Here is a 25,250-nt window from a genome sequence, read left to right on the forward strand (position 1 = left end):
CGTCAGTGCCCGGTGGCGTCGGCCTCGCGGTCGATGTCGCCGTCCCAGCGTCCGTCCGCGTCGCCGTCCTTGCCCTCGATGAGGCTCTTGAAGCGCTTGAGGTCGCCGCGCACGCTCGCGTCGTCGATGCCGACCGCTGCGCCGACCTTCTCGAGGAAGCCCTCGGGCTCCCAGTCGAGCTGCAGCGCGACGCGCGTCGTGTCGTCGTCGATGCGGTGGAACGTCACGACGCCGGCGTGCGTGACGTCGCCGTCGGACGCCCACGCGATGCGCTCGTCGGGGTGCTGCTCGGTGATGCGGGCATCGAAGTCGCGGCGCTGGCCGCCGATCTCGACGCTCCATCGCAGCCGGTCGTCGGCGAGCTGCTCGATCTTCTGCACGTGCTCCATGAAGCGCGGGAAGGTCTCGAACTGGGTCCACTGGCCGTAGACGGCCGAGATGGGCGCCTGGACGTCGATCTGCTCGGTGATGGTTGCCATGATGCTGCTCCTCTCGTCGTGCTGCCACGGTAGGCGGCGTCGAGGGAGGCTGTCCTGGGGTTGCGGAGGGCCGTCGGCGGCGGCAGGGTGCCGCCTAGCCGCGGAAGGCCGGGATGCCCGTGAGCGCCTGGCCGATGACGAGCGTGTGGACCTCGTCCGTGCCCTCGTAGGTGCGCACGCTCTCGAGGTTCGCCGCATGGCGCATGGGCGAGAGGTCGAGCGTGATGCCGTTGCCGCCGAGGATCGCACGCGCCTCGCGGCTGATGCGCAGGGCGGCGCGGCACGAGGCGAGCTTGCCCATGGAGATCTGGTGCGGCTCGAGCACGCCCGCGTCCTTGCGACGTCCGAGGTGGAGCGCGAGCAGCTGGCACTGCTGCAGCTCGAGCGCCATCTCCGCCAGCCGCTGCTGCGTGAGCTGCATCGCCGAGAGCGGGCGGCCGAACACCTGCCGCTCGCCCGCGTAGGCGAGGGCCACCTCGAGCGAGTCGCGCGCGGCGCCGAGCGCACCCCATGCGATGCCGAAGCGCGCCTCGTTGAGGCACTCGAACGGCGCGCGCAGGCCGCGGGCGCCGGGCAGACGCATCGACTCGGGCACGCGGACGCCGTCGAGCACGACGTCGCACTGGATGCTCGCGCGCATCGAGAGCTTCTGCGGGATGGGCGTCGCCGTGAAGCCGGGGCTCGTCGTCTCGACGAGGAAGCCCCGCACGCCGTCGTCGGTCTGCGCCCAGACGACGGCGACGTCGGCGATCGACGCGAGGCCGATCCATCGCTTCGCCCCGTCGAGGATCCAGTCGTCGCCGTCGCGGCGCGCGAAGGTCTGCATGCTGCCGGGGTCGCTGCCGGCGTTCGCCTCGGTGAGGCCGAAGCAGCCGATGGCCTCGCCGCGGGCCATGCGCGGCAGCCATGCCTCCTGCTGCTCGGCGCTGCCGTGCTTCGCGATCGCGCTCATCGCGAGCGAGCCCTGCACCGAGACGAAGGTGCGGATGCCGCTGTCTCCGGCCTCGAGCTCCTGCATCGCGATGCCGTACTCGACGCTCGAGCGACCGGCGCAGCCGTGTCCGACGAGGTGCATGCCCAGCAGGCCCTCGGCGGCGAGGGCGGGCACGATCTCGCGGGGGAAGTGCGCCGCGTCGTACCAGCCGGCGATGTGCGGGCGGATCTCGCGGTCGACGAGCGCGCGCACGCGGACGCGGGTGGCGCGCTCCTCGTCGGAGAGCATCCCTTCGATGTCGAGCAGGTCGGTGGTCACGGTGCTCCTCGGTGTCGGTCTGCGTCGGGATCGGTCGCGGCGACCGACGATCCGGGGCGATCGGCGGCACGCGGCGTCGCGGGCGTCGAGAGCCAGGCTCGCACGTCGGCGTCGTGCTCGCCCAGCAGCGGGGGAGGCATCGGCGACGTCGCCGCGTCGCCGTCGATGCGGATGGGGGAGGCGAGGGTCGCGCCGGCGCCCGCGGGTCCGCGCACCGCGCGCACGGGATCGAGCCCGACCTCCTCGGCGAGCCGCAGCCCCTCCGAGATCGTGCGGACCCGACCGGCGGCGAGCCCCGTGGCGAGCAGCCGGGCCTCCCACGCCTGCGCCGTGTCGGCGGCGAGCGCCTCCTCGAGCAGCGCCACGAGGTCCTCGCGGTGCGCGACGCGCTCGGCGTTCGTCGCGAAGCGGGCGTCGAGCGCGAGGTCGTCGCGACCGACCGCCCTGCACAGCGTGCGGAACTGCGCGTCGGTGCCGACCGCGACCGCGAGCGGCGCGTCCGCGGTCGCGAGCAGCTGGTACGGCGCGATCGACGGATGCGCGCTGCCGGACCGCCCGGGCTCCGCCGCCGGCATCCAGGCGCCCTCGCCCTGCGACCCGGGGGCGCCGAGCACGGCCTGCAGCTGGTTCACGAGCGCCGCCTGGGCGCTCGACAGGAGCGCGACCTCGACGACGCCACCGACGCCCGTGCGCTCGCGGCGCAGCAACGCGGCGAGGATGCCCGCGGTCGCATCCTTGCCCGTGAGGACGTCGACGAGGGCGACGCCCGCCTTCGTGGGCGGGCCGTCCGGCTGCCCCGTCACGTGCATGAGTCCGCTCGTCGCCTGGACGACGAAGTCGTAGCCGGCGCGCTCGGCACCGCCGGGCGCCGAGCCGTAGCCGCTGATCGAGCACCACACGAGCCGCGGATGCGCCGCGAGCAGGGCATCGCGGTCGAGCCCGAGGCGTGCGGTCGTGCCGGGTCGGAAGTTCTCGATCACGACGTCGGCGCGGGCGACGAGCTCGACGACGAGCGCCTGATCGGCGGGATCGGCGAGGTCGAGGGTCACGGACTCCTTGCCGCGGTTGGCGGCGTCGAAGTACGTCGAGCCCGTCGCGGAGACCGGCGGCGCCCACGACCGCGTGTCGTCGCCGGCGCCCGGCCGCTCGACCTTGACGACGCGGGCGCCGAGGTCGGCGAGCGTCTGGCCCACGAGCGGCCCGGCGAGCACGCGCGACAGGTCGGCGACGAGGATGCCCGCCAGCGGTGCCTCCGTGCCGCGCACTCCCTCGTGCCCCACCGCGCCCATCCCGTCGTCGTCCTCGACCCAGCATGGCGGATCGCCCCGTCTCGCTCGCGCTGCGCGAGTAGGGTGCCCGTGTCGACGTCGCATCGAGCGACGTGGAGGGGACGCGCATGGCCTACCGATCCGTCGATCCCACGACCGGCGAGGTGCTCGCCGACCACGCCGAGGCGACCGACGCCGAGATCGAGGCGACGCTCGCCGCCGCCGCCGGCGCGTACGCCGCGATGCCGTCGCTCGACGAGCGCATCGCCGCCATGCGCGCGATCGGCGCGGCCTTCCGCGCGAACGAGGTCGAGCTCGCCACGACGATCGCCCGCGAGATGGGCAAGCCGCTGCCGCAGGGCATCGGCGAGGTGCGGCTCGTCGCGTCGATCTGGGACTGGTACGCCGACCGGCCCGAGCTGCTCGCCGACCGCGCCCTCGAGACGGGCTGGCGCGGCCGCGCCGCCCGCGTCGAGCTGCGTCCCACCGGCCCCGTCGTCGGCGTCATGCCGTGGAACTTCCCCTACTACCAGGTGGCGCGGCTCGCTGCCCCGAGCATGCTGCTCGGCAACCCCGTCGTCATCAAGCACGCCGGGACGTGCACGGGTGCGGCGCTCGCGATGCAGGCGATGGCGGATGCCGCGGGCCTGCCCGCCGGCGTCTACCAGACGGTGCTCGCGTCGAACGCGCAGATCGCGACGATGATCGCCGACCCGCGCGTGCAGGGCGTCTCGCTCACCGGCTCCGAGCGCGCCGGCGCCGCCGTCGCCGAGGTCGCGGGCCGCTCGCTCACGCGCTGCGTGCTCGAGCTCGGCGGCTCCGACCCCTTCATCGTGCTGTCGACCGACGACCTCGACCGCCTCGTCGACGTCGCGATCGCGGCGCGCACGCGCAACTGCGGCCAGGCCTGCACGTCGGCGAAGCGCTTCATCGTGCACGAGTCGCTGCACGACGCGTTCGTCGAGCGGCTCGCCGCAGGCATGCGCGCGCTGCGCATCGGCTCGCCGCTCGACGAGGGCGTCGACCTCGGCCCCATGTCGAGCGAGGCCGCCGCCGCCGACCTCGTGGCGCAGGTCGCCTCCGCCGTCGCCGAGGGTGCGACGCTCGTGACCGGCGGCATCCGCATCCCGGGCGCCGGCGCCTTCGTCGAGCCCGGCATCCTCACGGGCGTCACGCCGAGCATGCGCGTGTGGCACGAGGAGCTCTTCGGGCCGGTCGCGATGGTCGTGCCCGTCGCGAATGCCGAGGAGGCCGTGCGCGTCGCCAACGACTCGCCGTTCGGGCTCGGCGCCAACGTCTTCGACGACGCCGACCCCGAGCGCGCCGCGTGGGTGGCCGAGCGGCTCGAGGCGGGCATGGTGTCGATCGGCGCGTTCGGCGTCTCGCGACCCGAGCTGCCGTTCGGCGGCGTCAAGCGCTCGGGCTTCGGGCGCGAGCTCGGCCCGGACGCCGTGCTCGAGTTCGCCAACCGGAGGCTCGTCACCCAGCCCGCCTGAGCGCCGCCGGTCGAATGGGCGCGACCCGCGGGGCTGCGATATCCTCACGCGAGCACGCAGGGGACGCCATCGGGTCGCCATGCACCATCGACACCAGCTCCGAGAGGTCGCAGACGCATGATCCACGGCTCCCGTGACGCGAGCGCGCTCGCGAGCGCACGCGGCATCCTGTTCGACCTCGACGGCGTCCTCACGCCGACGGCCGAGGTGCACATGCGCGCGTGGGCACGGCTCTTCGCGCCCGTCCTCGCCGCCCACGGCGCCGAGCCGTACACCGACGCCGACTACTTCGCGTACGTCGACGGCAAGCCGCGCTACGACGGCGTGCGCAGCATGCTCGCCGCGCGCGGCATCGTGCTGCCCGAGGGCGAGACGACCGACGGACCCGACGTCGACACCGTCCACGGGCTCGGCAACCGCAAGGACGTCGCCTTCACCGCCGAGGTCGACGAGCACGGCGTGCGCCCCTACGACGGCTCCGTCGCGTTCCTCGCCGCCGTCGAGGCCGCAGGGCTCGCGGTCGCCGTCGTCACGAGCTCGCGCAACGGCCAGCGCGTGCTGACCGCCGCAGGCTTGCGCGACCGCTTCGAGGTCGTCGTCGACGGCATCCACTCGGCCGCGCACGGCCTCGCCGGCAAGCCGTCGCCCGCCACCTACGTCGAGGGCGCGCACCTCCTCGGGCTCGAGCCGCAGCAGTGCGTCGTCGTGGAGGACGCCCACTCGGGCGTCGCCGCCGGCCGTGCGGGCGGCTTCCTGCTCACCGTGGGCGTCGATCGCGGCGCAGGTGCCGAGTCCCTCCTCGAGTCGGGTGCCGACCTCGTCGTCGACGACCTCGCCGAGCTCATCCCCTCGCTCCCCACCGGAGGTGCCGCATGAGGCGCGACGCCATGGATCCCCTCGACCGGCAGCGCTTCCCCATCGACGAGTGGGCGCTCGTCGAGACCGAGTTCGACGCCCAGCAGCAGGGCACGGCCGAGACGCTCTTCGCCACCGGCAACGGCTACCTCGGCATGCGCGGCAACGTCGAGGAGGCACGGCACGGCCACGCCTTCGGCACGTTCGTGAACGGCTTCCACGAGACGTGGCCCATCCGGCACGCGGAGGAGGCCTTCGGCTTCGCACGCGTCGGCCAGACGATCATCGACGCGCCCGACGCGAAGATCATCCGCCTCTACGTCGACGACGAGCCGTTCGTGCTCGCCGACGCCGACCTCACCGCCTACTCCCGCCGCCTCGACTTCCAGCGCGGCGTGCTCGAGCGCGAGTGCGAGTGGCGCATGCCGAGCGGCAAGCGCATCCACATCCGCACCTCGCGGCTCGTGTCGTTCACCGAGCGCCACCTCGCGCTGCTCGAGTACGAGGTCACGCCGCTCGACGACGCGTCGATCATCATCTCGAGCCAGCTGATGAACCGGCAGGACATGCGCGACGACCTCCACGCGCGGCCCGCCGAGGAGGACTTCGACCCGCGCAAGGCCGAGACCGTCGAGGGTCGCGTGCTCGAGCCCGTGCACCAGCACGATCGCGAGACGCGCGTCATCCTCGGCTTCCGCGCCGTGAACTCGGGCATGACCGTCGCCGTCGGCATCGAGCACGCCATCGAGACGGTCGACGAGGTGTCGTGCTCGCGCCACGTCGAGGCAGACGTCGCCAAGCACGTCTTCCGCATCGAGGCGAAGGCCGGCAACCGCATCCGCCTCACGAAGTGGGCCAGCTACCACACGGCCCGCGTCGTGCCCGTGCGCGAGCTCGTCGACCGGTGCAAGCGCACGCTCGACCGCGCGAAGGGCCTCGGCACCGAGGCGGTCAAGACGCAGCAGCGCGACTGGCTCGCCGACTTCTGGGCGAGCTCCGACGTCGAGGTCGAGGGCCAGGCCGCCATCCAGCAGGCGGTGCGCTGGAACCTCTTCGCGCTCGCGCAGGCGTCGGCGCGCACCGACGGCGGCGGCATCGCCGCGAAGGGCGTGTCGGGCTCCGGCTACGGCGGCCACTACTTCTGGGACACCGAGATCTACGTCATGCCCTTCCTGACGTACACGTCGCCCGGCGTCGCCCGCAACGTGCTGCGATTCCGCGAGGGCATGCTCGACGCCGCGCGCGACCGTGCGGCCGAGATGAACCAGCTCGGCGCGCTCTACCCGTGGCGCACGATCAACGGGCAGGAGTCGAGCGCCTACTACGCGGCCTCGACGGCGCAGTACCACATCGACGCCGACATCGCCCATGCCCTCACGCAGTACGTCGCCGCCACGGGCGACGCCGAGCTGCTCGCCCGCGGCGCGGTCGACGTCCTCGTCGAGACCGCGCGCATGTGGGAGGACCTCGGGTTCTGGCGGTCGAACCACCACGACGTCTTCCACATCCACGGCGTCACGGGCCCCGACGAGTACACGACCGTCGTGAACGACAACCTGTACACGAACGTCATGGCGCGGGCGAACCTCCGTGCGGCGGCCAGCGCGGTCGGGCGGCTCCGCGAGGAGGACCCTGCGGCCTACGAGCGCATGGTGTCGCGACTGCGCGTCACCGACGCCGAGGTGCTCGAGTGGACGCGCGCCGCCGACGGCATGCACATCCCGTTCGACGAGGAGCTGCGCGTGCACCCGCAGGATGCGCAGTTCCTCGAGCGCGAGGTGTGGGACCTCGCGAACACGCCCGCCGAGCACCGGCCGCTGCTGCTGCACTTCCACCCGCTGGTCATCTACCGCTTCCAGGTGCTCAAGCAGGCCGACGTCGTGCTGGCGCTGCTGCTGCAGGGGCAGCACTTCACGCCGGAGGAGAAGCGGCGCGACTTCGAGTACTACGACGCGCTCACGACGGGCGACTCGACGCTCTCGGCGGTCGTGCAGTCGATCATCGCGGCGGAGGTCGGCTACCGCGAGCTCGCGCTCGAATACCACCTCGACGCGCTCTACGTCGACCTCGCGAACCTCCACGGCAACACCCCCGACGGCGTGCACGTGGCGTCGACGGGCGGCATCTGGCTCGCGTACGCCGCCGGCTTCGGCGGCATGCGCGACCACGACGGCGAGATCTCGTTCGACCCGCGCCTGCCCGAGGGCTGGGAGGGCATCGCCTTCCGCATGACGCTGCGCGGCACGCGCCTGCGAATCCACGTGCAGCAGGACGCCATCACGTTCACGGTCGAGGAGGGCTCGGACGCCATCGTGCACGTGCGCGGCCAGCGGGTGCTCGTGCGCGACGGCAGGCCGCAGACGATCGACCTCGACGGCCAGGGTCCGCTCGTCGACGAGGAGGCGCCGTCGACCGACGACCTCGAGGGCTTCCGCCGCGCCGACGGCACGCTCATCACGGCGTCGCTGCCGACCTTCGCGCACGACGACGACCACCGCTGAGGCGCTCGGCCGCCGGATCCACGCCTGAGCGGTGCGTCGTGCGGTGTGCGCGGCCGGCGGTGCGCTGGGGCGTGGATGCGGCGGTCTGGCCCCGCGCGGGCGGCGTCGACCGTCGGGGCTCTCGACGGTGTCGTCGCCGGATCCGCGCGTGAGCGGCGGGCCGAGTGGAATGTGCGGTCGGCGGTGCGCTGGGGCGTGGATGCGGCGGTCTGGCCCTGCGCGGGCGGCGTCGACCGTCGGGGCTCTCGACGGTGTCGTCGCCGGATCCGCGCGTGAGCGGCGGGCCGAGTGGGATGTGCGGTCGGCGGTGCGCTGAGGCCTGGATGCGGCGGGATCCGGAGGCCGACGGTGCGCCCGCAGCACGGGCTCGGGTCAGCGGGCCGGTGCGGCCTGTCGCCGCAGCTCGCCGAACGCGTGCAGCTCGGCGAGGCGGTCGCGCGTCGAGCCGTCGTGCCCGCGGGCGCGCAGCTTGATGCGTGCGCGGCGCAGGTAGGTCCGCACGGTCTCGACGCCGACGCCGAGCTCGTCGGCGACGGCGACGACCTGCAGGCCGCTCGCGTAGAGGATGACCGCCTCGGCCTCACGACGGCTGAGCTCGAGCTCGATGGTGCGTGGTCGCGGCGTGCGCCGGGCGATGCGCTCGATCGAGCGGACGATCATTGGCAGCGGCGATCGCCGCGGCAGCACGTGCAGCCAATCGCCGTCGTGCTCGGCGTCGTCGGAGAGCTGCAGCACCGGCACCCGCGAGCGCCGCAGCCGCGCGAGGGCACCGGGTTCGAGCTCGTCCCGCAGCACGAGCGCGACGTCGAACGTGCCGAGGTCGCCGACGCCCTCGACGAGCCGCTCGACGTCGAGGCCGGCGGGTGCGCGGCGCAGGCAGTCGCGCACGGCGTCGGCTGCGACCGGGTACTCCGACCAGACGGCGACGCGGATCCGCTGGGGCTGCTCCGAATGGTGCGCCGCACGCCGAGGACGTCCATCAGCGTGGATTGCATGCAGCACGTCTGCCATCGTGCCTCGTGATGGGTGTGGTGGCAATCGAGGACGCAACCCGTGTTGCATGGTTGTCGAGCGTCGTCGCGGCGGCAGTCTTGCACTCGCGGCCGGTCGTGTCTCGCTGACTGGTCACCTTCTGCGCTGACTTGTCACGTCTCGCGGTGACTGGTCACGTCTCGCGCCGACTGGTCACGTTTCGCGGTGACTGGTCACCGTTGCACCCGAATCGGCCCCGATCGGGTGCAACAGCGACCAGTCAGCACAGGATGCGACCGGTCGGCGCAGATCGTGACCCATCGGCGCAGGATGCGACCAGTGAGCGCAGATCGTGACCGGTCGACGCACGCAGCTCGGCCGGCCGGCGCGCGACGTGGCTCGTCGGCGCGGATCGTGACCGGTCGACGCGGTTCGTGACCGGTCGACGCGGTTCGCGACCGGTCGACGCGGTTCGTGACCGGTCGGCGCGGTTCGTGACCAGTCGGCGCAGATCGTGACCAGTCACGCGCCGCCGGCCGTCGAGGCACCGAGCACGAGGCCGCGGTCACGCGCGCGGCGGCGCCGTCGACTCGCGCACCACGAGGCGCGTCGGATAGCGGTGCTCGCCGGGCTCGAGCGCCGTCGGCTCGACGAGGGCGAGCAGCGCGTCGCGCGCCATCTCCTGCGCCGGCACGTGCACGGTCGTGAGCGCGGGCGAGGCGAAGCGCGCCTCGTCGGTGTCGCCGAACCCCACGACGGAGACGTCCTCGGGCACGCGCAGGCCCGCCTCCCGGATCGCGCGCAGGATGCCGAGGGCGACGACGTCGGAGCCGGCGACGACCGCCGTCGGCACCTCGTGCGCGAGGATGCGGCGCATGCCCTCGTAGCCGGCGCGCATGCTGGCCGCGTCGGGCTCGCTCGGTCCGTCCTCGACGGCGCGCCCGTGGGCTCCGCGCCGCGAGGAGCAGGCCCCGGCGCGAGCGCCCACCGACGCGACGCGTCGATGCCCGAGCGCCGCGAGGTGCGCGACGATCGCCGCCGACCCCTCGTCCACGTCGGCCTCGAGCCGCACCACGCCGGGGATGGCACCGTGGGAGCCGAGCTGCACGATGCGCGCCCGCAGCCGCGTCGCCCCGTCGACCGCCTCCGGCGACAGCGGCGTCGTCACGACGATGCCGTCGACCTGACGCGCGTCGAGCGCCTGCAGCGCGCCGAGGCTGCGCGAGCGGTCCTCGAGCACGCCCGCGACCACCACGTCCATCCCACGCTCGTCGGCCGCCTCCTGCACCCGTGCGGCGAGGCGACCGTCGGCCGGGTTGGCGATGTCGTGCACGACGAGCCCCAGCACGCCGCTCGACCCCATCGACAGGGCACGGGCGGCGGCGTTGGGCGTGTAGCCGAGCCGGGCGACGGCCTCCCGCACCCGGCGCGCTGTCGCGTCGGCGACGGGACGGGGGCCTCCGTTGAGCGTGAAGCTCACGACGGCGGGGCTCACGCCTGCGAGCCGCGCGACGTCGGCACGCGTCGCGCGTCGCGTCGGGCGGGGGTGCATGCCCTCATCCTGCCCGGATCCGGCTTCGGCGTCCGCAGGCGCCGTGCGCGCCGCCCGCACCCGAGGAGGTGCGATCCGCAGCCGGGCGTCCGCGCCCGTCGCCTGGACGCGCACGGCGCGAGGCTCTCGAGGCAGAGCTCCTGCCCATCGGTGGACCCCGCCCCGGCCCGCAGCAGACGCGCGACGGATGCTGGAGCGCCGAACCCTCGCGACCCCATGCGCCGACGACACACGCCTGTAACGAGGATTCCTCTACGTTGAGCGTGGCCCTCGACGATCATCGGGCGGCGTCCGACCCACCCGATGAGGATCCATGACTCGCACGCCCGGCCGCGCGCCGACCCTGCGGCGCCTCGCCGCCCTCGCCATGCCGCTGCTGCTCGCCGGCGGCCTCGTCTCGGCAGGGGCGACCGCCGCCGTCGCCGCACCCGTCGCGGGGGCGCAGACCTCCGGCGACGCGATGTTCCCGAACGTCGGCAACGGCGGGTACGACGCGCTCGACTACGACGTGGCCATCGCCTGGACGCCCGGCGCGACGCTCGCGCTCAGCACCATCGAGGCGACGTCCACCATGACCGCCCGCGCCGAGGGCGAGCTCAGCAGCCTCTCGCTCGACTTCGAGGGCCTCGAGGTCGACGAGGTGACGGTGAACGGGCAGCCGGCCGCCTGGGAGCGCATCGTCAACCCCGCCACGATCACCTTCAAGCTCGTCATCACGCCGGCGACGCCGGTGACGGGCGAGTTCACCACCACGGTCCGCTATCACGGGGTGCCGAGCAGGCACGTCGACGCCGACGGCTCCTTCGAGGGCTGGAACGTCACGAACGACGGCGCGACCATGCTGGGGCAGCCCGTCGGGTCCATGACGGGCTACCCCCACAACAACACGCCCTCCGACAAGGCGACCTACACCTTCACGCTCGACGTGCCGTCGACGATCACGACGCCCGCGGGCACCGCTCCGGCCGCCGCGGTCGGCAACGGCGAGCTCGTCTCGCGCACGCCCTCGGCCGACGGCACGCGCACGACCTGGATCTGGGACCAGCGCGAGCAGATGGCATCCGAGCTCGCCATCATCTCGATCGGCAGGTACGACGTCGTCGAGACGCAGGTCACGCTGACGGACGGACGCGTGATCCCGGCATGGTCGTTCATGGACAGCGCCCTCTCGGCGACGAACAAGACGACCATCCGCGCGCGCATCGACCAGCTCGAGACCATCATCCGCAACCTCGAGACCCTCTACGGCCCCTACCCGGGCAACAGCACCGGCGTCGTCGTGGACACCGTGCCGTCGGGCATCAGCTACGCGCTCGAGACGCAGGATCGCTCGTTCTTCCCTTCGACGCGCTCGGTCGCCGGCAGCACCCTCATCCACGAGCTCGTGCACCAGTGGTACGGCAACAACGTGTCGCCGACGACCTGGACGGACATCTGGATCGCCGAGGGCATGGCCAGCTGGGCCCCGACGTACTACGCGTCGACCGAGGGATTCGGCACCGGCGGCTCGTCCGAGGCCGCGTACTTCGGAGCGTGGGACGACGTGCCCGCGGACGACGCCGTGTGGACCATCCCGCCGGGAGCGCAGACCGACTCGGCGGAGCTCTACGAGTTCCAGACGTACGACCGCGGCGCGCAGCTCTGGGCGGCGCTCCGCGTGGCGATCCGCGACGAGGCGTTCTTCGCGCTGATCGAGGAGTGGCAGACGCGCTACGCGGGCACGAGCAGGACCGGCGCCGACCTCCTCGCGCTCGCCGAGGAGCTCTCGGGCCGCGAGCTCGACGCGTTCTACCAGGACTGGATCCTCGACGCCGACAAGCCCGCGTGGCCGGACGAGGTCGACGTCACGCTCGCCGCGACGGCCGAGACCGAGCCGCTGCAGCGCGGCGACGAGGTCACGTACACGCTGAGCGCGACGAACGTCGGCTACGGACCGCTGGCGGCATCCGTCGTCGCCGTCGACGTCTCCTCGCTCCTCGCGCGGGCCACGATCGACGTCGACGCGCTGCCGGAGGGCGTCACCCTCGAGGGCACGACGCTCACGTGGGCCATCCCGGTGACCCCCGCCGGGTCGCCGCCGCCGTCCGCAGCGGTGACGACCACGTTCACGGCCACGATCGACGACGACGCGTCGGGCGGCACGGTCGACGCGTCGGCCGAGGTCACGAGCCTCGGCGGCTCGTGCGTCGACTGCGTCACGAGCCTCGCGGTCGAGGAGTACGCCGTCGAGGCGGCGGCGCCGATCGTGACCGGCACCCCGCAGGTGGGCGCCGAGCTCACCGCCGTGACCGAGGGCTGGACGCCCGGCACGACGTTCACCTATCGGTGGCTCGTCGACGGCGAGCCGGTGGAGGGTGCGACGGCGAGCACGTTCGTCGTGCCGGCCTCGGCCCTCGGGCTCGACGTCGCGGTGACGGTGACGGGCACCGCCGAGGGCTTCCTGCCGCAGGAGCGCACGAGCGAGGCCGTCGGCCCGATCGCAGCGGCCCCCGTCGAGCCGGAGCCGTCGGAGCCGGTCCCGTCCCAGCCGGTGCCGTCGGCACCCGCGCCGTCGGCACCCGCACCCTCCGCGCCCGCGCCCTCGACCGCCCCCTCCAGCGCGGGGCTGCCCGTGACCGGTGCCTCCGCGGCGCAGGACGCGCTGCCGTGGGCGCTCGCGATGCTGCTCGCGGGCCTCGGCGTCGTCGCCGTCGGTGCCGTGCGGCGCCGGGCAGGTTCGCGCGGCTAGCGCCACGCACGGCGAACGAGGCGGGGGACGGCCGGAGGCATGAGGGAGACACCCCTCACGTCCGCAGGTCCCCCGCCTCGGCGGCCGCTCGACGCTCGCCGCTCCACCGTGTCCGCCGGGAACCCTGGCGGCCCCGCCGAGCCGGTGACGATAGCGCCGCAGGGGGCGGCCGTCCAGGCCACCCGCGCGACCGGTGCGCCCGTGAGGATGAGGACAGCCCCGTTCTCTCGGAAGGAGACATCATGGCAAAGGCCAAGATCGAGCAGGCAGCAGGCTTCAACCCCATCGGCGTCGCCCACGACCTCGGACTCCGCAGCAACCACGCGTACGTCGCGGGCTTCGCATCGGTGGGCATCTCGCTCGCCGCATGGCTCGTGTCGCGCGGCAAGGCGGACGACAGCAAGGCGCAGTCGGACCGGTGGGGCATCTTCATCGGCCACTGGGCGCCGACGTTCTTCGCCATCGGCCTCGCGCTCAAGCACGAGGAGTAGGCAGGCGGAAGGGGCCGCAGCGATCGCTGCGGCCCCTTCGTCATGTCCGGAGCCCGAACGCGCCCGATGCGCGCCGGCTCAGGCCGCGCGCGATGCGAGCGAGCGTGCGAGCCGCAGCCCGGCGTCGGCGGCGTGCTGCTCGGCGGCGGCCAGCCGGTCGAGTGGTCCCAGCCCTCCTTGGGGGTGCCGCCGGGCGCCGTACGAGCCGCCGAGGACGGTGACGAGCACGGCGGAGCGGCCGGCGAGGGCCGTCATCGGCTCATGCCCGTGCTCGAGCAGCCCGGCCGCTGGGCGCACGACGACCTCGACGACCGCGACGCGGCGGCCGTCCGCCAGCGCGACCGCGAGCCGCCGATCCGTCGAGGGTCAGGCATGGGCATCCGGGTAGCGGGGATCGCGAGCGTAGTCCCGTCGGCGCAGCTCGAGCGCCGCGAAGACCTGGGCAGGTGCGTCCGTGCCGACGAGCACGCGCAGTCGGCCGTCGTCCGGGTCGTCCACGTGCGCCATGATCGCGGCGGCCGCCTCGCCCGGGGCCATGCCCAGCGGCTACTCGCTCGAGGGCCAGGGCACCTGGGCCGTGCCGAACGTCGCCAGGCGAAGGCGCTCGTAGGCGGCGTCGGGCTGGCTGAAGCGCATGCTCGCACCGCCCCATGCCGTGTCGAGCGCGCCGGGCTCGACCAGCGTCACGCGGACGCCGTGCTCGCGGACCTCCCCGGCCATCGCCTCGCCGAACGCCTCCAGCCCCCACTTCGTGGCGGCGTAGAGCCCGAGCATGGGCATCGTCCCGGCGGCCCCGACCGACGACACCTGCACGATGTGGCCGCGACCCTGCGCGCGCATGATGGGGATCGCCGCCTGGCTCAGCCACAGCGGCCCGAGCATGTTCGTGTCGACGATCGTCCGCGCCTCCTCCTCGGTCGCCTCCTCGACGGCGCCGACGAGCCCGACGCCGGCGTTGTTGACGAGGACGTCGAGTCCACCCAGCGCCTGCGCCGCTCGCTCGACGGCGGCGCGCGCGGCATCGCGATCGCGGACGTCGAGCCGGAGCACCGTCAGCCGCTCCTGCGTGGGGAGCGGGTGGTCGTTCCGGACCGTCGCGACGACATGGCGTCCTGCGTCGAGCGCCGTGAGCGCGAGCGCGCGGCCGAGGCCGCTGCCGGCACCCGTGATCATCCACCGATCCGAGGTCGTCATGCGACGACCATACTCGAATGTGGACGCTGCGTCTCGTTTCGCACGATACGCTCGCAGCATGGCTCGACCGAGGACGCGACGCATCGTGCACGAGGCGGTCCTGGCCATCGTGGCGGAGCGCCCGATGGCCGCGCTCACGATGGAGGGCATCGCCGCGCGAGCCTCGGTCAGCAAGCAGACCCTCTACCGCACCTGGCCGTCCACGTCGGCGATCCTCTTCGACGCGCTCCTCGCCCGCAGCCTGGACGAGTCCGGCGCGGTCGTGGTGCCTGACTCGGGCGATCTGGCTGCGGACCTCCGACTGCTGATCGCAGGGATGGTGGGAGAGCTGACGGATCCCGTGCACGGGGCGCTGCTCCGCGCCGTGACGGCCGACATCCTCGGAGACGAGGCGCTCGCGGCGCAGCACCGAGAGCTGCTGCTGCGGCCGCAGCTCGCGGCGATCGCGGATCGCCTCGCGCGAGCGGGCGTCACCGACGCCGAGGACGCAGCCGAGCTCCTGGTCGGGCCCGTGCTGCACCGATGGCTGCTGCGCACGCGACGGTTCGACGAGGCATGGGTCGCGGCGCACGTCGGACGCGTCCTGCGAGCCGTCGCGCTCGCGTAGTCAGGGGCGCGTCGACGCCGGGGCCGCGTCGACGCGGTGCCAGTCGCCGTCGACCTCGACGATCGCGCCCGCCTCCGAGAAGGCGCGCAGCCAGCCCTCCATGGGCCAGGTTCCCCAGCGCTCGGCGTAGCGGCGGCCGTTGCGCAGGATGTCGTCGAGGTGCTGCCAGGGCGGCGCGCTCGTGGGGTGGTGCTGGTGGTAGGCGTGGGCGCCGCCGACCCAGACGAGCGGCACGCCGGCCGAGGCTGCGCGCATCGCGAAGTCGGTGTCCTCGCCGCCGTAGCCGACGTAGCCCTCGTCGAAGCCGCCGATGCGCGACCACGCGTCGGCGGTCGCGGCGAACGACAGCGACCAGAACAGCACCTGCTGCGCGGGGGTGGCCTCGACGAGGTCGCCGTCGGGCGGCGACGGCCTCGCCGCATGCGGCGCGGTGAGCGGTCCGAGGTCGGTGTCGACCTCGACGACGACGCCCTCGGGCAGGTAGGTGACGGGGCCGGCGTGCAGGCCGTCGGCGCGCAGGCGCATCGCCTGCTCGTACCGCGGCAGGAGCGCGTCGCCGGGCACGCAGTCGGCGTCGAGCAGCACCAGCCGGTCGCAGCCGGCGGCGATCGCGGCGGCGACGCCCGCGTTGCGTCCGGCGGCGAGCCGCAGGCCGTGCGGGTGCGGCGGCACGTGCACGAGCATCGCGCCGTCGAAGTCGTGCGGTGCCGGATCGGGATCGAGCCACACGACGATGCGCAGCACCTCGGCGGCGTGCGCGCGCAGGCGAGCCTGCTGGCGGGCGACGTGCAGCTCGCGTGCCGACGAGGCGAGGGTGATGGTCGCCGTGCTCATGCGGTCCTCCGGACGCCGTCGATCGCGGCGGCGGCGCGCTCGGCGGCACCGTCGACACGCCACTGCGACCAGTCGGGCCGCAGCGCCCGGGCGCGGGCGAGCAGGTCGGTCCAGTCGAGCTCGGCGCTCGCGTGCGCCGTGATGGCGAGTCCGCGGCGCGCGAGCGCCGCCGCCGTGCGCTCCTGCTCGTCGAACGGCCTCGGCCGCGGCAGCACGACCGCGCGTGCGCCGGCGGCCGCGACGTCGGCGATCGCGTTCTGCCCCGCGGCGGTCACGACGACCTCGGCGCCGCACAGCGACGCCCACGGATCGGGCGACCAGCGCTCGTGGTCGAGCACCTCCCACTCCCAGCCGGGCGTGCCCTCCATCGCGTGCTCGATCGTCGCTCGCCACAGGTCGTCGCGGGCGCCGCCGCCGAGGGCCAGCACGCGCGACGGGGTCGGCTCCGAGGCTCGGGAGCGGCCGGCGAAGCGCGAGATGCCGCCGACGTGCACGAGGCCGGGGCCGTCGTCGCCCGGCCACGGCGCGATGGCGAGGTCGGCGAGGCGACGGCCGAGCACGTGGGGCTCGTCGATGCGCTCGCCCGGCTGCACGACGAGCGCGACGCGGCGGCCGAGCAGGCGCGCGAGCATCGTGACCTCGACCGAGACGTCGACGACCATGGCCTCGAACGACGGCAGCAGCGCCGCGATTGCGGCGAGCCTGCGCGCGTGTCCGCCATGGCCGACCGGTGCCCAGTGGAGCAGGCCGGAGGCCGTGGGCTCCGCACCGGCGGGATCCCCGCCGCCCTCGTCGGCGTCGTCGCGCTCGAGCAGCACCCACTCGGTGTCGGCGGGCAGGTCGACGGGCCGCGGCAGCGAGCTCAGCACCGTGACGGGGCCGGGCACGTGCGGTCGCACCGCGAGCATCCGGGTGAGATGCCCCATGCCGTGGTGGTGGACGTACCAGCCGATCACGACGCGACCGCGGCGGCGTCCGAGCGTGCCGCGAGCGACGCGTGCCGCGAGAGCATGGCATCCAGGTCGGCACGGCGGGCGGTCGCCGAGAAGCGCTCGAGCGCGTGCTCGCGGATGCGGCGGCGCTCCGATCGGGGGATGGCGAGCAGCTCCTGCGCGGCGGCGGCGAGCGCGTCGACGTCGTCGGGTGGCACGAGGCGCGTGCCGGGCAGGCCGTCGAGCACCTCGACGACGCCGCCGCGCGCGAAGCTCGCGACGGGCGTGCCGGTGATGAGCGCCTCGGCGAGCACGAGCCCGAACGGCTCCTCCCATCGCGGCGTCACGAGCGCGACGCCGCTGCCGCCGACGAGCCTCGCGAGGCGCGATCGGCGCAGCGCGCCGATGTGGCGCACGCCGTGGCCGACGTGCGGCGCGATGCTGCGCTCGAAGTAGTCGACGTCGCCGACCCGACCGGCGAGCGTGAGCGGCCGGCCGAGCAGGCGGGCGGCCTCGATCGCGAGGTGCGGGCCCTTCTCGGGCACGATGCGGCCGAACCAGATCGGGTCGGCGCCGCCACGGCCGAACGGCCACGCGTCGGGGTCGACGACGTTCGACTGCACCGTGGCGTCGACGCCGAGCGCGCGCCACTCACCGGCGGTGTGGCTGCTGACGGCGAGGAAGGCGTGGGCGGGGCCGGCCTGCGCGGCGGCATCGACGAGCTCGGGCAGCGGCGGCGTGTGCAGCGTCGTGAGCATCGGGATGCCGTGCGAGCCCGAGCTCGCGACGGGCAGCGGATGCAGGCTGTGGTTGTCGATGACGTCGAACGCGCGCGGGTCGCGCTCGAGGCGGTCGACGAGCCGTGCGAGCACGGCGGCGACCTCATCGACGTAGCCGGGCGGGTAGGCCTCGTCGGAGGTGACCGGACCCGTCCAGGCGACGGATGGCAGCCGCAGCTCGACGGGCGTCTCGTCGAGGAAGTCGGAGCCGTGCGACGCGACGAGCGTCACCCGGTGCCCTGCGGTGCGCAGCGCGTGCACGCGATCCCACACGGCCGCCTCGAGGCCACCGGCGTGCGGTTCGGCGATGGGGTGACGCGAGGGCGCGATGACGAGGATGCGGAGGCGTTCGGTTCGGTGCGGCGCGATCACCGCTGGTACTCGCTCATCACTGCACGGTACTGCGACGCGTGCTGCTCCTGCGTGGCTTTGCGCTCGTCGCGGCGATGATGCAGTCGGGTTGCGACGAGGGCGACGCGCTCGGCCGATCCGACGCGCGTCGCGGCCTCGATCGCACGCCGCGCGACGACCGCGGAAGGCGTCGCGGCGTCGAGCCCGTGGTAGTCGCCTGGGTGCTGCTCGGCCATCGGCAGGTGGCTGGGTCCGACGACGGGCACGCCGCGGTCGAAGCACAGCTCGACCCAGCCGGAGTGCGTGCCGTGCGCGTACGGCAGCCAGGCGACGTCGAGCGCGTCGATCTCATCGAGCAGCGCGTCGTCGTCGGGTCGCGCCCTGCGCACGAGCGTGCAGTCGACGCGGCCGGCGAGCATCCGCTCGATCGCGGCCTCGGCCTCCGCGTCGCGCGTCGTGGCGTTGAGGAGCACGCGCCCGGCAGCGGGCACGCCGCCTGCGCGCAGCCCGCCGAGCGCCTCGAGCAGCGATGCGATGGTCGCGACGCCGTCGATGTTCGGGCGCAGGTCGCGCAGGTGCACGCCGATCGTGAAGGCGCCGCGCATGCCGAGCGCCGGAGGGGGAGCGTCGTCGAGCAGCGTCGGATGCGGGATGACGGTCGCCTCGCGGCCCCACGTGTCGCGGATGCGGCGTGCGGCGCTCGGCGTGAGGGTGAGGAGCCTCGTGGCGCGCGGCACGAGCACGTCGAGGTCGCGCCGGTGCTCCTGCTGGTCGGTCAGCTGCGGGTTCTCGAGGTCGTGCACCGTGAACACGAGCGGGATGCGCAGCTCGTCGAGCGCATCGACCGCGCCCTCGAGGCGGCCGGTGGGCAGCGACTCCATGCCGAAGTGCACGTGCATGACGTCGAATCGGTCGGCGTTGGCGCGGATCCACGCCGCGTCGAGCATCGCCGGCGGCCACCACCGCTCGGGGTGCGCGGGGTCGACGATCGGGTCGGGCAGCGTGACGACGGTGCCGTCGGCCTGCGTGATGGCGCGCACGTACGGGTGCGCGCCGGGGATGGCGGCCACGCGGATCGGCGGGGTCGAGCGCATGGGATGCTCCTTCGGCGGCGGGAGCGGGCCGTCTGGCGGCTTCGGCGCCGGGGTCGAGGCGGGACGGCAGCCTCGCTCCCAGGATACCGCCTCGGGCCCCGTCGCCCCGGCCTCGCCGCGGACGTCGTAGCGTCGAGGGGGACGAGGGAGATGCGGACGTGAGCGACGACGCGCGCAGGCGGCACTACGCCGACTTCTACGACGGGGTCGACGAGGATGCGGGACCGCTCGGCGTCGTGCTCGGCAACTGCCAGGCCGAGTCGCTGCGGCTCGCGATCGACGGTGCCGGCGCCCGGTTCGTGCGCGTGCCGGCGGTGCACGAGCTCGTCGCGGACGACCTGCCGCACCTCGAGCGGCTGCTCGGTCGCGTCGAGGTGCTCGTGGCGCAGCCCATCCGCGACGACTACCACGGCCTGCCGCTCGGCTCGCGGCAGGTGCTCGCGCGCACGGCGGCCGCGCGCACGGCGATCGTGCCGGTCATCCGCTTCGCGGGCCTGTACCCGTGGCAGGCGATCGTGCGGCCGCCCGCCGACCCGTCGCTCGTGCCGCCCGTCGTGCCGTACCACGACCTCCGCGTGCTCGCCGAGGCTGCTGGATCGCCGCTGCCCCCCACGGCGTCGGCCGAGCGCATCCGCGCCGTGGGGGCCGCATCGCTCGACGAGCTGCGTCGCCGCGAGCGGCACCACGACGCCGTGGTGATCTCCGACGCGCTCGAACGGCCGGCGTTCGCCGCCATGCGCACGCTCAACCATCCCGGCAATCCCGTGTGGGAGGCGCTCGCCGAGCGCGTGCATGCGCACCTCGGCCTCCCCGGCGCGACGCAGCAGCTCCCGCGGCAGGTGCTCGACGCCATCCATGCGCCGCGCGAGCGATCCGTCATCGAGGCGTGGGGGCTCGACGACGAGCCCGTCGAGCACTGGATCGTGGGCGGCGGCGTCGTCGAGGTCGAGCGCGTGCGGGCGGCGCACCTCGACTGGTACCGCGAGCATCCCGAGGTGGTGTCCGCGGGCCTCGCGCGTCACGCGGCGACGCTGCAGGAGCTCGCCCGATGACGGCCGTGCCGCTGCTGGTGCACCGCGGCGACGAGCAGCACGGCGTCGACCGCTACGCCCGCGAGGTCGCAGCCGCGGTCGCCCGCGCTCGCGACGACGCGCGGCTCGTGCTGCCGGCCGACGTGCCCGACGGTGCAGCCGTGCACGTGCACTTCACCGATCGGCTGTGGGGCTCGTCGCCCGGCGACGCCGCCGAGGCGATCGAGCGGATCGCGGCTCGCGGACCCGTGACGGTGACGCTGCACGATCTGCCGCAGCCCTCCGACGGCGAGGCGAGCCTCGCGCGTCGCTCGGATGCGTACCGCCGCGTCGTGCGGGCCGCGTCGGCCGTCGTCTGCAACAGCAGGCACGAGCTCGCCCTGCTGCGCACGCACGTGGATGCCGAGGCCGACGCGACCGTCGTGCCGCTGCCGTGCGAGCAGCCCGACGAGGCGCCGCGGCCGGCGACCGTGCGCCGCGAGATCGGCGTGCTCGGCTTCTTCTACCCGGGCAAGGGGCACCGCGAGGCGGTCGTCGCGTCGGCGACGCTCGCCGACCCGTTGCCGGTCACGGCGATCGGTCGCGCCGCGCCCGGCCATGAGCGCGAGCTCGCCGCGCTCGTCGCCGAGGCCGCCGAGCAGGGCGTCGCCGTGACGAGCACGGGCTTCCTCGACGACGACGCGCTGCGCGCCGCGGCACGGTCGGCGCTCGTGCCGGTCGTCGCCCACCGCCACGTGTCGGCATCCGGCTCCCTCACCGCATGGACCGCGGCCGGCAGGCGCCCGATCGTCGTGCGCAACGCGTACTTCGACGAGATGGCGGCGCTGCGCCCCGGCACGATGTGGATCGTGGAGGAGTCGGGGCTCGCCGGCGCCATAGAGCTCGCGGCCCGCGTGCCGGAGACGACGTGGCTGCAGCCGGGCTCCGGCGTCTCGCCGACGATCGACGACGTCGCGGAGGCGATGCTCGCGCTGTGGGATCGCGCATGACGGCGCCGTTCGGCATGCCGCTCGTCGGCAACGACTGGCGCGACGCACCCGTCGACGACGCGCCTCGGTCCGTCTCGGTGATCGTCGCGCACTACGACCAGCAGGCGGAGCTCGACCGCACGATCGCAGCCCTCCGGCGGCAGACGCATCCGCGCCACCTGCTCGAGATCGTCGTCGCCGACGACGGCTCGCCCACCGCCCCCGTCGTGCCCGACGACGTCGTGCTCGTGCGGCAGGCCGACGAGGGATTCCGCCTGGCGGCGGTGCGCAACCTCGGCGTCCGCGCCAGCAGCGGCGACGTGCTGTGCTTCCTCGACGCCGACACGACCCCCGAGCCCGAGTACGTGGCCCGCATCGCCGCGCTGCCCTCGGCGGCGCCCGACGTCGTCGCGGTCGGCCGCCGCCGGCATGCGGACCTCGCCGGCGTGCCCCACGACGCCCCCGTCGAGGTGGCGGGCCCGGCGCACGCGATCGACGAGCCGGCGTGGCTCGCCGACGCCTACGCCCGCTCGCATGACCTCCTCGACGCCGATGCCCGCTCGTACCGCTTCGTCATCGGCGCCGTCGTCGCCTGCTCGCGCTGGCTCCTCGACGACGTCGGCGGCTTCGACGAGTCGTTCGCGACCTACGGCGGCGAGGACTGGGAGTGGGCGCATCGTGCCTGGTCGCGCGGCGCCGCGCTCGCGCACGTGCCCGACGCGATCGCCTGGCACGACGGACCCGACTGGGCGGGCCGCGACGAGGGCGAGCGACGACGCAGGAAGAACGTCGAGACGACGACGCTCGCGCGCACGATCGGCGTCCCGGGCTCGGCGCCGCGGGCGCTCGCGATCGCGCCGCCCGACGTCGTGGTCGTGCTCGCCTCCGCCCCGTCGCTCGCCGCCGCCATCGTGTGCGTCGACGGCATGCTCGCCGTGTTCCCGACGGCGCGGGTGGTCGTGCCGCGGCACGTGCACGAGGCGCTCGCCGCCGACGCTCGCATCGTCGGCGAGGTCCCGCGCGACCACCGGGCGACGGTGACGCTCGCCGTGCCCGTGCTGCTCGGCGATGCGGCATCGGCCGCGCTGCGTGCTGCGGTCGAGACGACCGGCGACGGCGAGGTGGGTGAGGTCGAGCTCGGCGAGGCGATCACGATCGCGGCGGTGCGCGCCCACGAGCGCGACCGTCGCTGGGGCCGGCCGACGGGGTGGCGCACCGAGCGCCTGACCGTCCCCGACGTCCTCGTGCTCGACGACGAGCCCGACCTCGAGGCGTACCTCGGCGGCTGGTGGCCGCCGAGGTCGTGAGCGCGCGCGAACGCGGTCGCCGCAGGCCGACCCGCCGTCAGCGCCCGTCGCGCACGGCGCGGGCGAAGGCCTCCACGTGCTCCGCGAGCGACCGGATGCGCCGCTCGACGGCCGCGTGCACGTCGAAGCCGACGTAGGCGATCGTCGGCTGCCTGCGGACGTTCACCGAGCACTCGAAGCGCGCGCACGCGAGGGTGCCCACCGAGTCGCCGCGCTTGCCCGCAGCGCCTGCGCGCCTCGCGGAGAAGCCGACGACGTCGTTCGGCAGCGTCACGTCGTCGCACCACGCGCACTGCGGCCGCGCGCGCGGGGGCTGCTCGACCTGCGCGAGCACGATGCCGACGGGCTCGCCGTCGACCTCGGCCACGAGGTAGCCGGCACGCGGGCGCTTCGCGTCGCGCCAGCCGAGGTACTCGAGGTTCGCCCAGTCGGGATCGGGGATGCCGGGCATCGGGATGGCGGCGCGCTCGCGCTGCGAGACGTTGACGAAGAGGGCGCGAAGGCGCGCCTGGTCGAGGGCATGCATGGTGGTTCCTGTTCGCGGGTCCCGCGGGTCGCGGGACGGGTGGGGAGCAGCAGGGCCGATGGCATCCTGCGTGCCAGGGCACGGCCGGCGGGGCATCCGATGGATGCGGCCGCGCAGCCGGTCGCGAGATCGCCCCGCCCGGCGTCGCCTGGGCGGGTCGATCGGGCGGCTACCCGAGGTCGGCGGATGCTCCGCCGACGACCTCCCCACGCCCCGAGGGCGTCGCGCTGGCACCGTGCATGCCTCCACGCTACGCCTCGTCGGCGCGATGCGGGAAGCCGTCGCCGCCGCGCGCAGCGGAAGGCTACGCCTGCGTCTCGGCGAACCGCGCGATGGCGGCATCGGCGTCGTCGCCGCTCAGGCCCGCCCTGCCCACGAGGAAGCCTCGGGCGAGCGAGGGGTCGCCCGTGCGGAGGGCGCGGAAGGCGCGCTCCGCCTCGTGGACGGCGTCGGGGGTCAGCGCGCCCGACGCGCCGAGGTCGTCGGCGAGCTCCTGGGCGGTGTGCACCCCGAACGCGGTGCGGACGGCGGGCGGGAGCGGGTATGCGGCGTACGATCCGAGATCCATGCGCCGACGCTAGGCGTGCCGGCCGGACGCGGTGGAGCCCCTTGCGAGACCGCGCGTCGACCGCCTCCCGCTACGCGAGCGTGCCCCGCCAGACGCTGTCGCCGCTGTGCGTCGGGTCGCCGTCGAGCTGCTCGATCGACACGTCGACGATCGGGAACTCGTCGAGGTCGAGGTCGTCGGGCAGCACGTACTCGCCCGAGGTGCCGTCGAGGATGCCCAGGTTGACCATGCCGACGACGTCGGGATCGATGAGCCACACGTCGAGGTAGCCGCCCTCGGCCGTCGGCAGTACGTCGGCGTCGATGACGAGCACGCGATGGCCGTCGCGCTCGACGATCTCGGCCGAGGCGCCGTCGAGGCCGTCGGTCAGCGGCTCGAGCGGCACGCTCGCGAGCACGGTGTCGGCCGGCGGACGCTGCGACGCCCAGACGCCGATGCCGACGCCTCCGGCGATGACGAACGCCGTCACGGCGCATGCGGCCAGCAGCGCGCGGCCCGAGAAGCGACGTCGACGGCCGCGGCGCGGCGGGCGGACGAGGGTCCGCTCGCCGTCCACGCCACCGATGCGGCCCGTCACGACGTCGCCCGACGCGTCCGCCGGATCCGCGGCCCTCGCCGCCTGCGGACCCGCGGCGTCGCCCGCGGGCACCTGGTCGGGCACGTCGGGTGCGGGCGAGCCGGGCTCGACGGTCGCGACCTCCGCCGCGATGCGATCCCACAGCCCCGGTGGGAGCACGACGGGCTCGACGGAGTCCACGCGGAAGCGCGACACGGTGCGCTGCAGCGCGGCGAGGTCGTCGGCGCACTGCTGGCAGACGCGCAGGTGCTCGTCGATCGGGCCGACGCCGTCGACTCGCGAGGCCGCGCGCCAGGCGAGGTCATCATGCGGGATGTGCTGCATGGGTTCCCTCCCAACGGTCTCGGAGTCGACGCAGCGTGCGCGACAGGTGGCTCTTCACGGTCCCCACGGGGAGTTCGAGGCGGTCGGCTATCGCGGATGCCGAGAGGTCCTCGATCACGGCGAGTCGCACGATCGTGCGTTGCGGCTCATCCATGCTCGCGAGGGTCTCCTCGACGAGGATGCTGCCCGCCACGAGCTCCGGGACGTCGTCCGCATGGGCGCCGTCGGCACGGTCGAGGGCGTCGGACGGATCGACGGCGCGCTCGTGCGCGATGGCCGCCGAGCGGAAGTGGTCGGCGATGCGGCGGCGCGCGATCGCGACGATCCATGCGCCGAGCGGGCCGGCGGTCGGGTCGTAGCGATCGCGGGAGCGCCACGCGGAGACGAAGGTCTGCTGCACGACGTCCTCCGCATCCGCTCGGTCCATGACCCGGCATGCGAGCGCGAGCACGAGCCCGCCCCAGCGCTCGTAGGCGAGGCGCAGGCCGACGTCGCTCGACTCGGTCGCGAACGCGAGACCGATGGCCTCGTCGTCCTCCCCAGTCGCCGTCTGCGCCGTCACGG

At 74.4% G+C, this 25,250-nt stretch carries 25 protein-coding genes; 9 read left to right on the forward strand and 16 right to left on the reverse strand.

Annotation, left to right across the window (positions count from 1 at the left end; all coding sequences use genetic code 11):
* Positions 1–2 precede the first annotated feature (2 nt).
* The 3 genes from ABD249_RS15640 to ABD249_RS15650 all read right to left on the reverse strand — a co-directional run bounded on the left by ABD249_RS15640 (position 3) and on the right by ABD249_RS15650 (position 3,020).
* The gene (locus tag ABD249_RS15640; protein ID WP_344344984.1) at positions 3–479 is read right to left on the reverse strand and encodes an SRPBCC family protein; all 477 of its coding nucleotides are present in this window, start codon (positions 477–479) and stop codon (positions 3–5) included.
* Positions 480–573: 94 nt separating this feature from the next.
* Positions 574–1,701 carry an acyl-CoA dehydrogenase family protein gene (locus ABD249_RS15645; RefSeq protein ID WP_344345138.1) on the reverse strand — a complete coding sequence of 376 codons (1,128 nt, stop codon included), beginning with the start codon at positions 1,699–1,701 and terminating at the stop codon, positions 574–576.
* A gap of 26 nt (positions 1,702–1,727) precedes the next feature.
* A complete protein-coding gene (locus ABD249_RS15650; RefSeq protein ID WP_425546347.1) occupies positions 1,728–3,020 on the reverse strand; it encodes a CaiB/BaiF CoA transferase family protein in 1,293 nt (430 codons plus the stop codon).
* Between the two features lie 107 nt (positions 3,021–3,127).
* On the opposite strand from ABD249_RS15650, the gene ABD249_RS15655 reads away from it, so the two are divergent.
* The 3 genes from ABD249_RS15655 (at position 3,128) to ABD249_RS15665 (ending at position 7,851) form a co-directional block, all read left to right on the forward strand.
* A complete protein-coding gene (locus ABD249_RS15655; protein ID WP_344344988.1) occupies positions 3,128–4,495 on the forward strand; it encodes an aldehyde dehydrogenase family protein in 1,368 nt (455 codons plus the stop codon).
* Positions 4,496–4,612: 117 nt separating this feature from the next.
* Positions 4,613–5,371, forward strand: coding sequence for an HAD family hydrolase (locus ABD249_RS15660; RefSeq protein ID WP_344344990.1), 759 nt, complete (start codon positions 4,613–4,615; stop codon positions 5,369–5,371).
* A gap of 11 nt (positions 5,372–5,382) precedes the next feature.
* Entirely contained in the window at positions 5,383–7,851 is a 2,469-nt protein-coding gene (locus tag ABD249_RS15665; RefSeq protein ID WP_344344992.1) for a glycoside hydrolase family 65 protein, read from the forward strand.
* Between the two features lie 372 nt (positions 7,852–8,223).
* Here the strand turns inward: ABD249_RS15665 and ABD249_RS15670 are convergent, their stop codons facing one another.
* Together ABD249_RS15670 and ABD249_RS15675 are read right to left on the reverse strand one after the other, a co-directional pair.
* Positions 8,224–8,853 carry a sigma factor-like helix-turn-helix DNA-binding protein gene (locus ABD249_RS15670; protein WP_344344994.1) on the reverse strand — a complete coding sequence of 210 codons (630 nt, stop codon included), beginning with the start codon at positions 8,851–8,853 and terminating at the stop codon, positions 8,224–8,226.
* Between the two features lie 535 nt (positions 8,854–9,388).
* The gene (locus ABD249_RS15675; RefSeq protein ID WP_344344996.1) at positions 9,389–10,375 is read right to left on the reverse strand and encodes a LacI family DNA-binding transcriptional regulator; all 987 of its coding nucleotides are present in this window, start codon (positions 10,373–10,375) and stop codon (positions 9,389–9,391) included.
* A gap of 313 nt (positions 10,376–10,688) precedes the next feature.
* Between ABD249_RS15675 and ABD249_RS15680 the strand changes: the two genes are divergently transcribed.
* The gene (locus tag ABD249_RS15680; protein ID WP_344344998.1) at positions 10,689–13,103 is read left to right on the forward strand and encodes a M1 family metallopeptidase; all 2,415 of its coding nucleotides are present in this window, start codon (positions 10,689–10,691) and stop codon (positions 13,101–13,103) included.
* 242 nt (positions 13,104–13,345) lie between these two features.
* Positions 13,346–13,594, forward strand: coding sequence for a hypothetical protein (locus ABD249_RS15685; protein WP_344345000.1), 249 nt, complete (start codon positions 13,346–13,348; stop codon positions 13,592–13,594).
* A 78-nt stretch (positions 13,595–13,672) separates the two neighbouring features.
* Here the strand turns inward: ABD249_RS15685 and ABD249_RS15690 are convergent, their stop codons facing one another.
* The 3 genes from ABD249_RS15690 to ABD249_RS15700 form a co-directional block, all read right to left on the reverse strand.
* The gene (locus ABD249_RS15690; RefSeq protein WP_344345002.1) at positions 13,673–13,849 is read right to left on the reverse strand and encodes a hypothetical protein; all 177 of its coding nucleotides are present in this window, start codon (positions 13,847–13,849) and stop codon (positions 13,673–13,675) included.
* 111 nt (positions 13,850–13,960) lie between these two features.
* A complete protein-coding gene (locus tag ABD249_RS15695; protein ID WP_344345004.1) occupies positions 13,961–14,131 on the reverse strand; it encodes a hypothetical protein in 171 nt (56 codons plus the stop codon).
* A gap of 9 nt (positions 14,132–14,140) precedes the next feature.
* Entirely contained in the window at positions 14,141–14,788 is a 648-nt protein-coding gene (locus tag ABD249_RS15700; protein ID WP_344345006.1) for an SDR family NAD(P)-dependent oxidoreductase, read from the reverse strand.
* A 58-nt stretch (positions 14,789–14,846) separates the two neighbouring features.
* Between ABD249_RS15700 and ABD249_RS15705 the strand changes: the two genes are divergently transcribed.
* Positions 14,847–15,395 carry a TetR/AcrR family transcriptional regulator gene (locus tag ABD249_RS15705; protein ID WP_344345008.1) on the forward strand — a complete coding sequence of 183 codons (549 nt, stop codon included), beginning with the start codon at positions 14,847–14,849 and terminating at the stop codon, positions 15,393–15,395.
* Here ABD249_RS15705 and ABD249_RS15710 read toward each other — a convergent pair whose 3' ends face one another.
* Genes ABD249_RS15710 through ABD249_RS15725 form a run of 4 tightly spaced genes read right to left on the reverse strand, consistent with a single transcriptional unit; the run spans position 15,396 to position 19,385 of the window.
* Positions 15,396–16,229, reverse strand: a complete 834-nt coding sequence (locus ABD249_RS15710) for a glycosyltransferase family 2 protein (protein WP_344345010.1) — start codon at positions 16,227–16,229, stop codon at positions 15,396–15,398.
* A complete protein-coding gene (locus tag ABD249_RS15715; protein WP_344345012.1) occupies positions 16,226–17,155 on the reverse strand; it encodes a glycosyltransferase in 930 nt (309 codons plus the stop codon). Before ABD249_RS15715 ends, ABD249_RS15710 begins: the two co-directional genes overlap by 4 nt.
* Positions 17,156–17,181: 26 nt before the next feature.
* Entirely contained in the window at positions 17,182–18,312 is a 1,131-nt protein-coding gene (locus ABD249_RS15720) for a glycosyltransferase (protein WP_344345014.1), read from the reverse strand.
* Positions 18,309–19,385, reverse strand: coding sequence for a glycosyltransferase (locus ABD249_RS15725; protein WP_344345016.1), 1,077 nt, complete (start codon positions 19,383–19,385; stop codon positions 18,309–18,311). The genes ABD249_RS15720 and ABD249_RS15725 overlap by 4 nt, the downstream gene beginning before the upstream one ends.
* A gap of 158 nt (positions 19,386–19,543) precedes the next feature.
* Between ABD249_RS15725 and ABD249_RS15730 the strand changes: the two genes are divergently transcribed.
* From ABD249_RS15730 to ABD249_RS15740, 3 genes are read left to right on the forward strand one after another with little or no spacing between them, the layout of a single operon-like run.
* Positions 19,544–20,437: a WcbI family polysaccharide biosynthesis putative acetyltransferase gene (locus tag ABD249_RS15730; protein ID WP_344345018.1), complete on the forward strand. Its 894-nt coding sequence runs from the start codon at positions 19,544–19,546 to the stop codon at positions 20,435–20,437.
* A complete protein-coding gene (locus ABD249_RS15735) occupies positions 20,434–21,405 on the forward strand; it encodes a glycosyltransferase family protein (protein WP_344345020.1) in 972 nt (323 codons plus the stop codon). Before ABD249_RS15730 ends, ABD249_RS15735 begins: the two co-directional genes overlap by 4 nt.
* Positions 21,402–22,691 carry a glycosyltransferase family 2 protein gene (locus tag ABD249_RS15740; protein ID WP_344345022.1) on the forward strand — a complete coding sequence of 430 codons (1,290 nt, stop codon included), beginning with the start codon at positions 21,402–21,404 and terminating at the stop codon, positions 22,689–22,691. Before ABD249_RS15735 ends, ABD249_RS15740 begins: the two co-directional genes overlap by 4 nt.
* Before the next feature lie 37 nt (positions 22,692–22,728).
* Here ABD249_RS15740 and ABD249_RS15745 read toward each other — a convergent pair whose 3' ends face one another.
* From ABD249_RS15745 to ABD249_RS15760, 4 genes are all read right to left on the reverse strand, one after another.
* Entirely contained in the window at positions 22,729–23,217 is a 489-nt protein-coding gene (locus tag ABD249_RS15745) for an FBP domain-containing protein (protein WP_344345024.1), read from the reverse strand.
* 304 nt (positions 23,218–23,521) lie between these two features.
* Positions 23,522–23,785 carry a hypothetical protein gene (locus ABD249_RS15750; RefSeq protein ID WP_344345026.1) on the reverse strand — a complete coding sequence of 88 codons (264 nt, stop codon included), beginning with the start codon at positions 23,783–23,785 and terminating at the stop codon, positions 23,522–23,524.
* A gap of 70 nt (positions 23,786–23,855) precedes the next feature.
* Positions 23,856–24,686 carry an anti-sigma factor gene (locus ABD249_RS15755; RefSeq protein WP_344345028.1) on the reverse strand — a complete coding sequence of 277 codons (831 nt, stop codon included), beginning with the start codon at positions 24,684–24,686 and terminating at the stop codon, positions 23,856–23,858.
* On the reverse strand, positions 24,667–25,248 hold the full coding sequence (locus ABD249_RS15760; RefSeq protein WP_344345030.1) for an RNA polymerase sigma factor: 582 nt from the start codon (positions 25,246–25,248) through the stop codon (positions 24,667–24,669). The genes ABD249_RS15755 and ABD249_RS15760 overlap by 20 nt, the downstream gene beginning before the upstream one ends.
* Between the last annotated feature and the right edge of the window lie 2 nt (positions 25,249–25,250).

The sequence above is a fragment of the Agrococcus versicolor genome (assembly GCF_039531815.1).
Classification (GTDB): domain Bacteria; phylum Actinomycetota; class Actinomycetes; order Actinomycetales; family Microbacteriaceae; genus Agrococcus; species Agrococcus versicolor.

What these genes read in the sequence shown, in the direction of transcription:
- ABD249_RS15700 (WP_344345006.1), bottom strand. Translation starts at nt 14,788, where the DNA reads ATGACGACCTCGGATCGGTGGATGATCACGGGTGCCGGCAGCGGCCTC.
- ABD249_RS15665 (WP_344344992.1), top strand. Translation starts at nt 5,383, where the DNA reads ATGGATCCCCTCGACCGGCAGCGCTTCCCCATCGACGAGTGGGCGCTC.
- ABD249_RS15745 (WP_344345024.1), bottom strand. Translation starts at nt 23,217, where the DNA reads ATGCATGCCCTCGACCAGGCGCGCCTTCGCGCCCTCTTCGTCAACGTC.
- ABD249_RS15715 (WP_344345012.1), bottom strand. Translation starts at nt 17,155, where the DNA reads ATGGGGCATCTCACCCGGATGCTCGCGGTGCGACCGCACGTGCCCGGC.
- ABD249_RS15705 (WP_344345008.1), top strand. Translation starts at nt 14,847, where the DNA reads ATGGCTCGACCGAGGACGCGACGCATCGTGCACGAGGCGGTCCTGGCC.
- ABD249_RS15725 (WP_344345016.1), bottom strand. Translation starts at nt 19,385, where the DNA reads ATGCGCTCGACCCCGCCGATCCGCGTGGCCGCCATCCCCGGCGCGCAC.
- ABD249_RS15755 (WP_344345028.1), bottom strand. Translation starts at nt 24,686, where the DNA reads ATGCAGCACATCCCGCATGATGACCTCGCCTGGCGCGCGGCCTCGCGA.
- ABD249_RS15740 (WP_344345022.1), top strand. Translation starts at nt 21,402, where the DNA reads ATGACGGCGCCGTTCGGCATGCCGCTCGTCGGCAACGACTGGCGCGAC.
- ABD249_RS15695 (WP_344345004.1), bottom strand. Translation starts at nt 14,131, where the DNA reads ATGGCCCCGGGCGAGGCGGCCGCCGCGATCATGGCGCACGTGGACGAC.
- ABD249_RS15675 (WP_344344996.1), bottom strand. Translation starts at nt 10,375, where the DNA reads ATGCACCCCCGCCCGACGCGACGCGCGACGCGTGCCGACGTCGCGCGG.
- ABD249_RS15660 (WP_344344990.1), top strand. Translation starts at nt 4,613, where the DNA reads ATGATCCACGGCTCCCGTGACGCGAGCGCGCTCGCGAGCGCACGCGGC.
- ABD249_RS15735 (WP_344345020.1), top strand. Translation starts at nt 20,434, where the DNA reads ATGACGGCCGTGCCGCTGCTGGTGCACCGCGGCGACGAGCAGCACGGC.
- ABD249_RS15710 (WP_344345010.1), bottom strand. Translation starts at nt 16,229, where the DNA reads ATGAGCACGGCGACCATCACCCTCGCCTCGTCGGCACGCGAGCTGCAC.
- ABD249_RS15680 (WP_344344998.1), top strand. Translation starts at nt 10,689, where the DNA reads ATGACTCGCACGCCCGGCCGCGCGCCGACCCTGCGGCGCCTCGCCGCC.
- ABD249_RS15650 (WP_425546347.1), bottom strand. Translation starts at nt 3,020, where the DNA reads ATGGGCGCGGTGGGGCACGAGGGAGTGCGCGGCACGGAGGCACCGCTG.
- ABD249_RS15685 (WP_344345000.1), top strand. Translation starts at nt 13,346, where the DNA reads ATGGCAAAGGCCAAGATCGAGCAGGCAGCAGGCTTCAACCCCATCGGC.
- ABD249_RS15640 (WP_344344984.1), bottom strand. Translation starts at nt 479, where the DNA reads ATGGCAACCATCACCGAGCAGATCGACGTCCAGGCGCCCATCTCGGCC.
- ABD249_RS15690 (WP_344345002.1), bottom strand. Translation starts at nt 13,849, where the DNA reads ATGACGGCCCTCGCCGGCCGCTCCGCCGTGCTCGTCACCGTCCTCGGC.
- ABD249_RS15750 (WP_344345026.1), bottom strand. Translation starts at nt 23,785, where the DNA reads ATGGATCTCGGATCGTACGCCGCATACCCGCTCCCGCCCGCCGTCCGC.
- ABD249_RS15655 (WP_344344988.1), top strand. Translation starts at nt 3,128, where the DNA reads ATGGCCTACCGATCCGTCGATCCCACGACCGGCGAGGTGCTCGCCGAC.
- ABD249_RS15645 (WP_344345138.1), bottom strand. Translation starts at nt 1,701, where the DNA reads ATGCTCTCCGACGAGGAGCGCGCCACCCGCGTCCGCGTGCGCGCGCTC.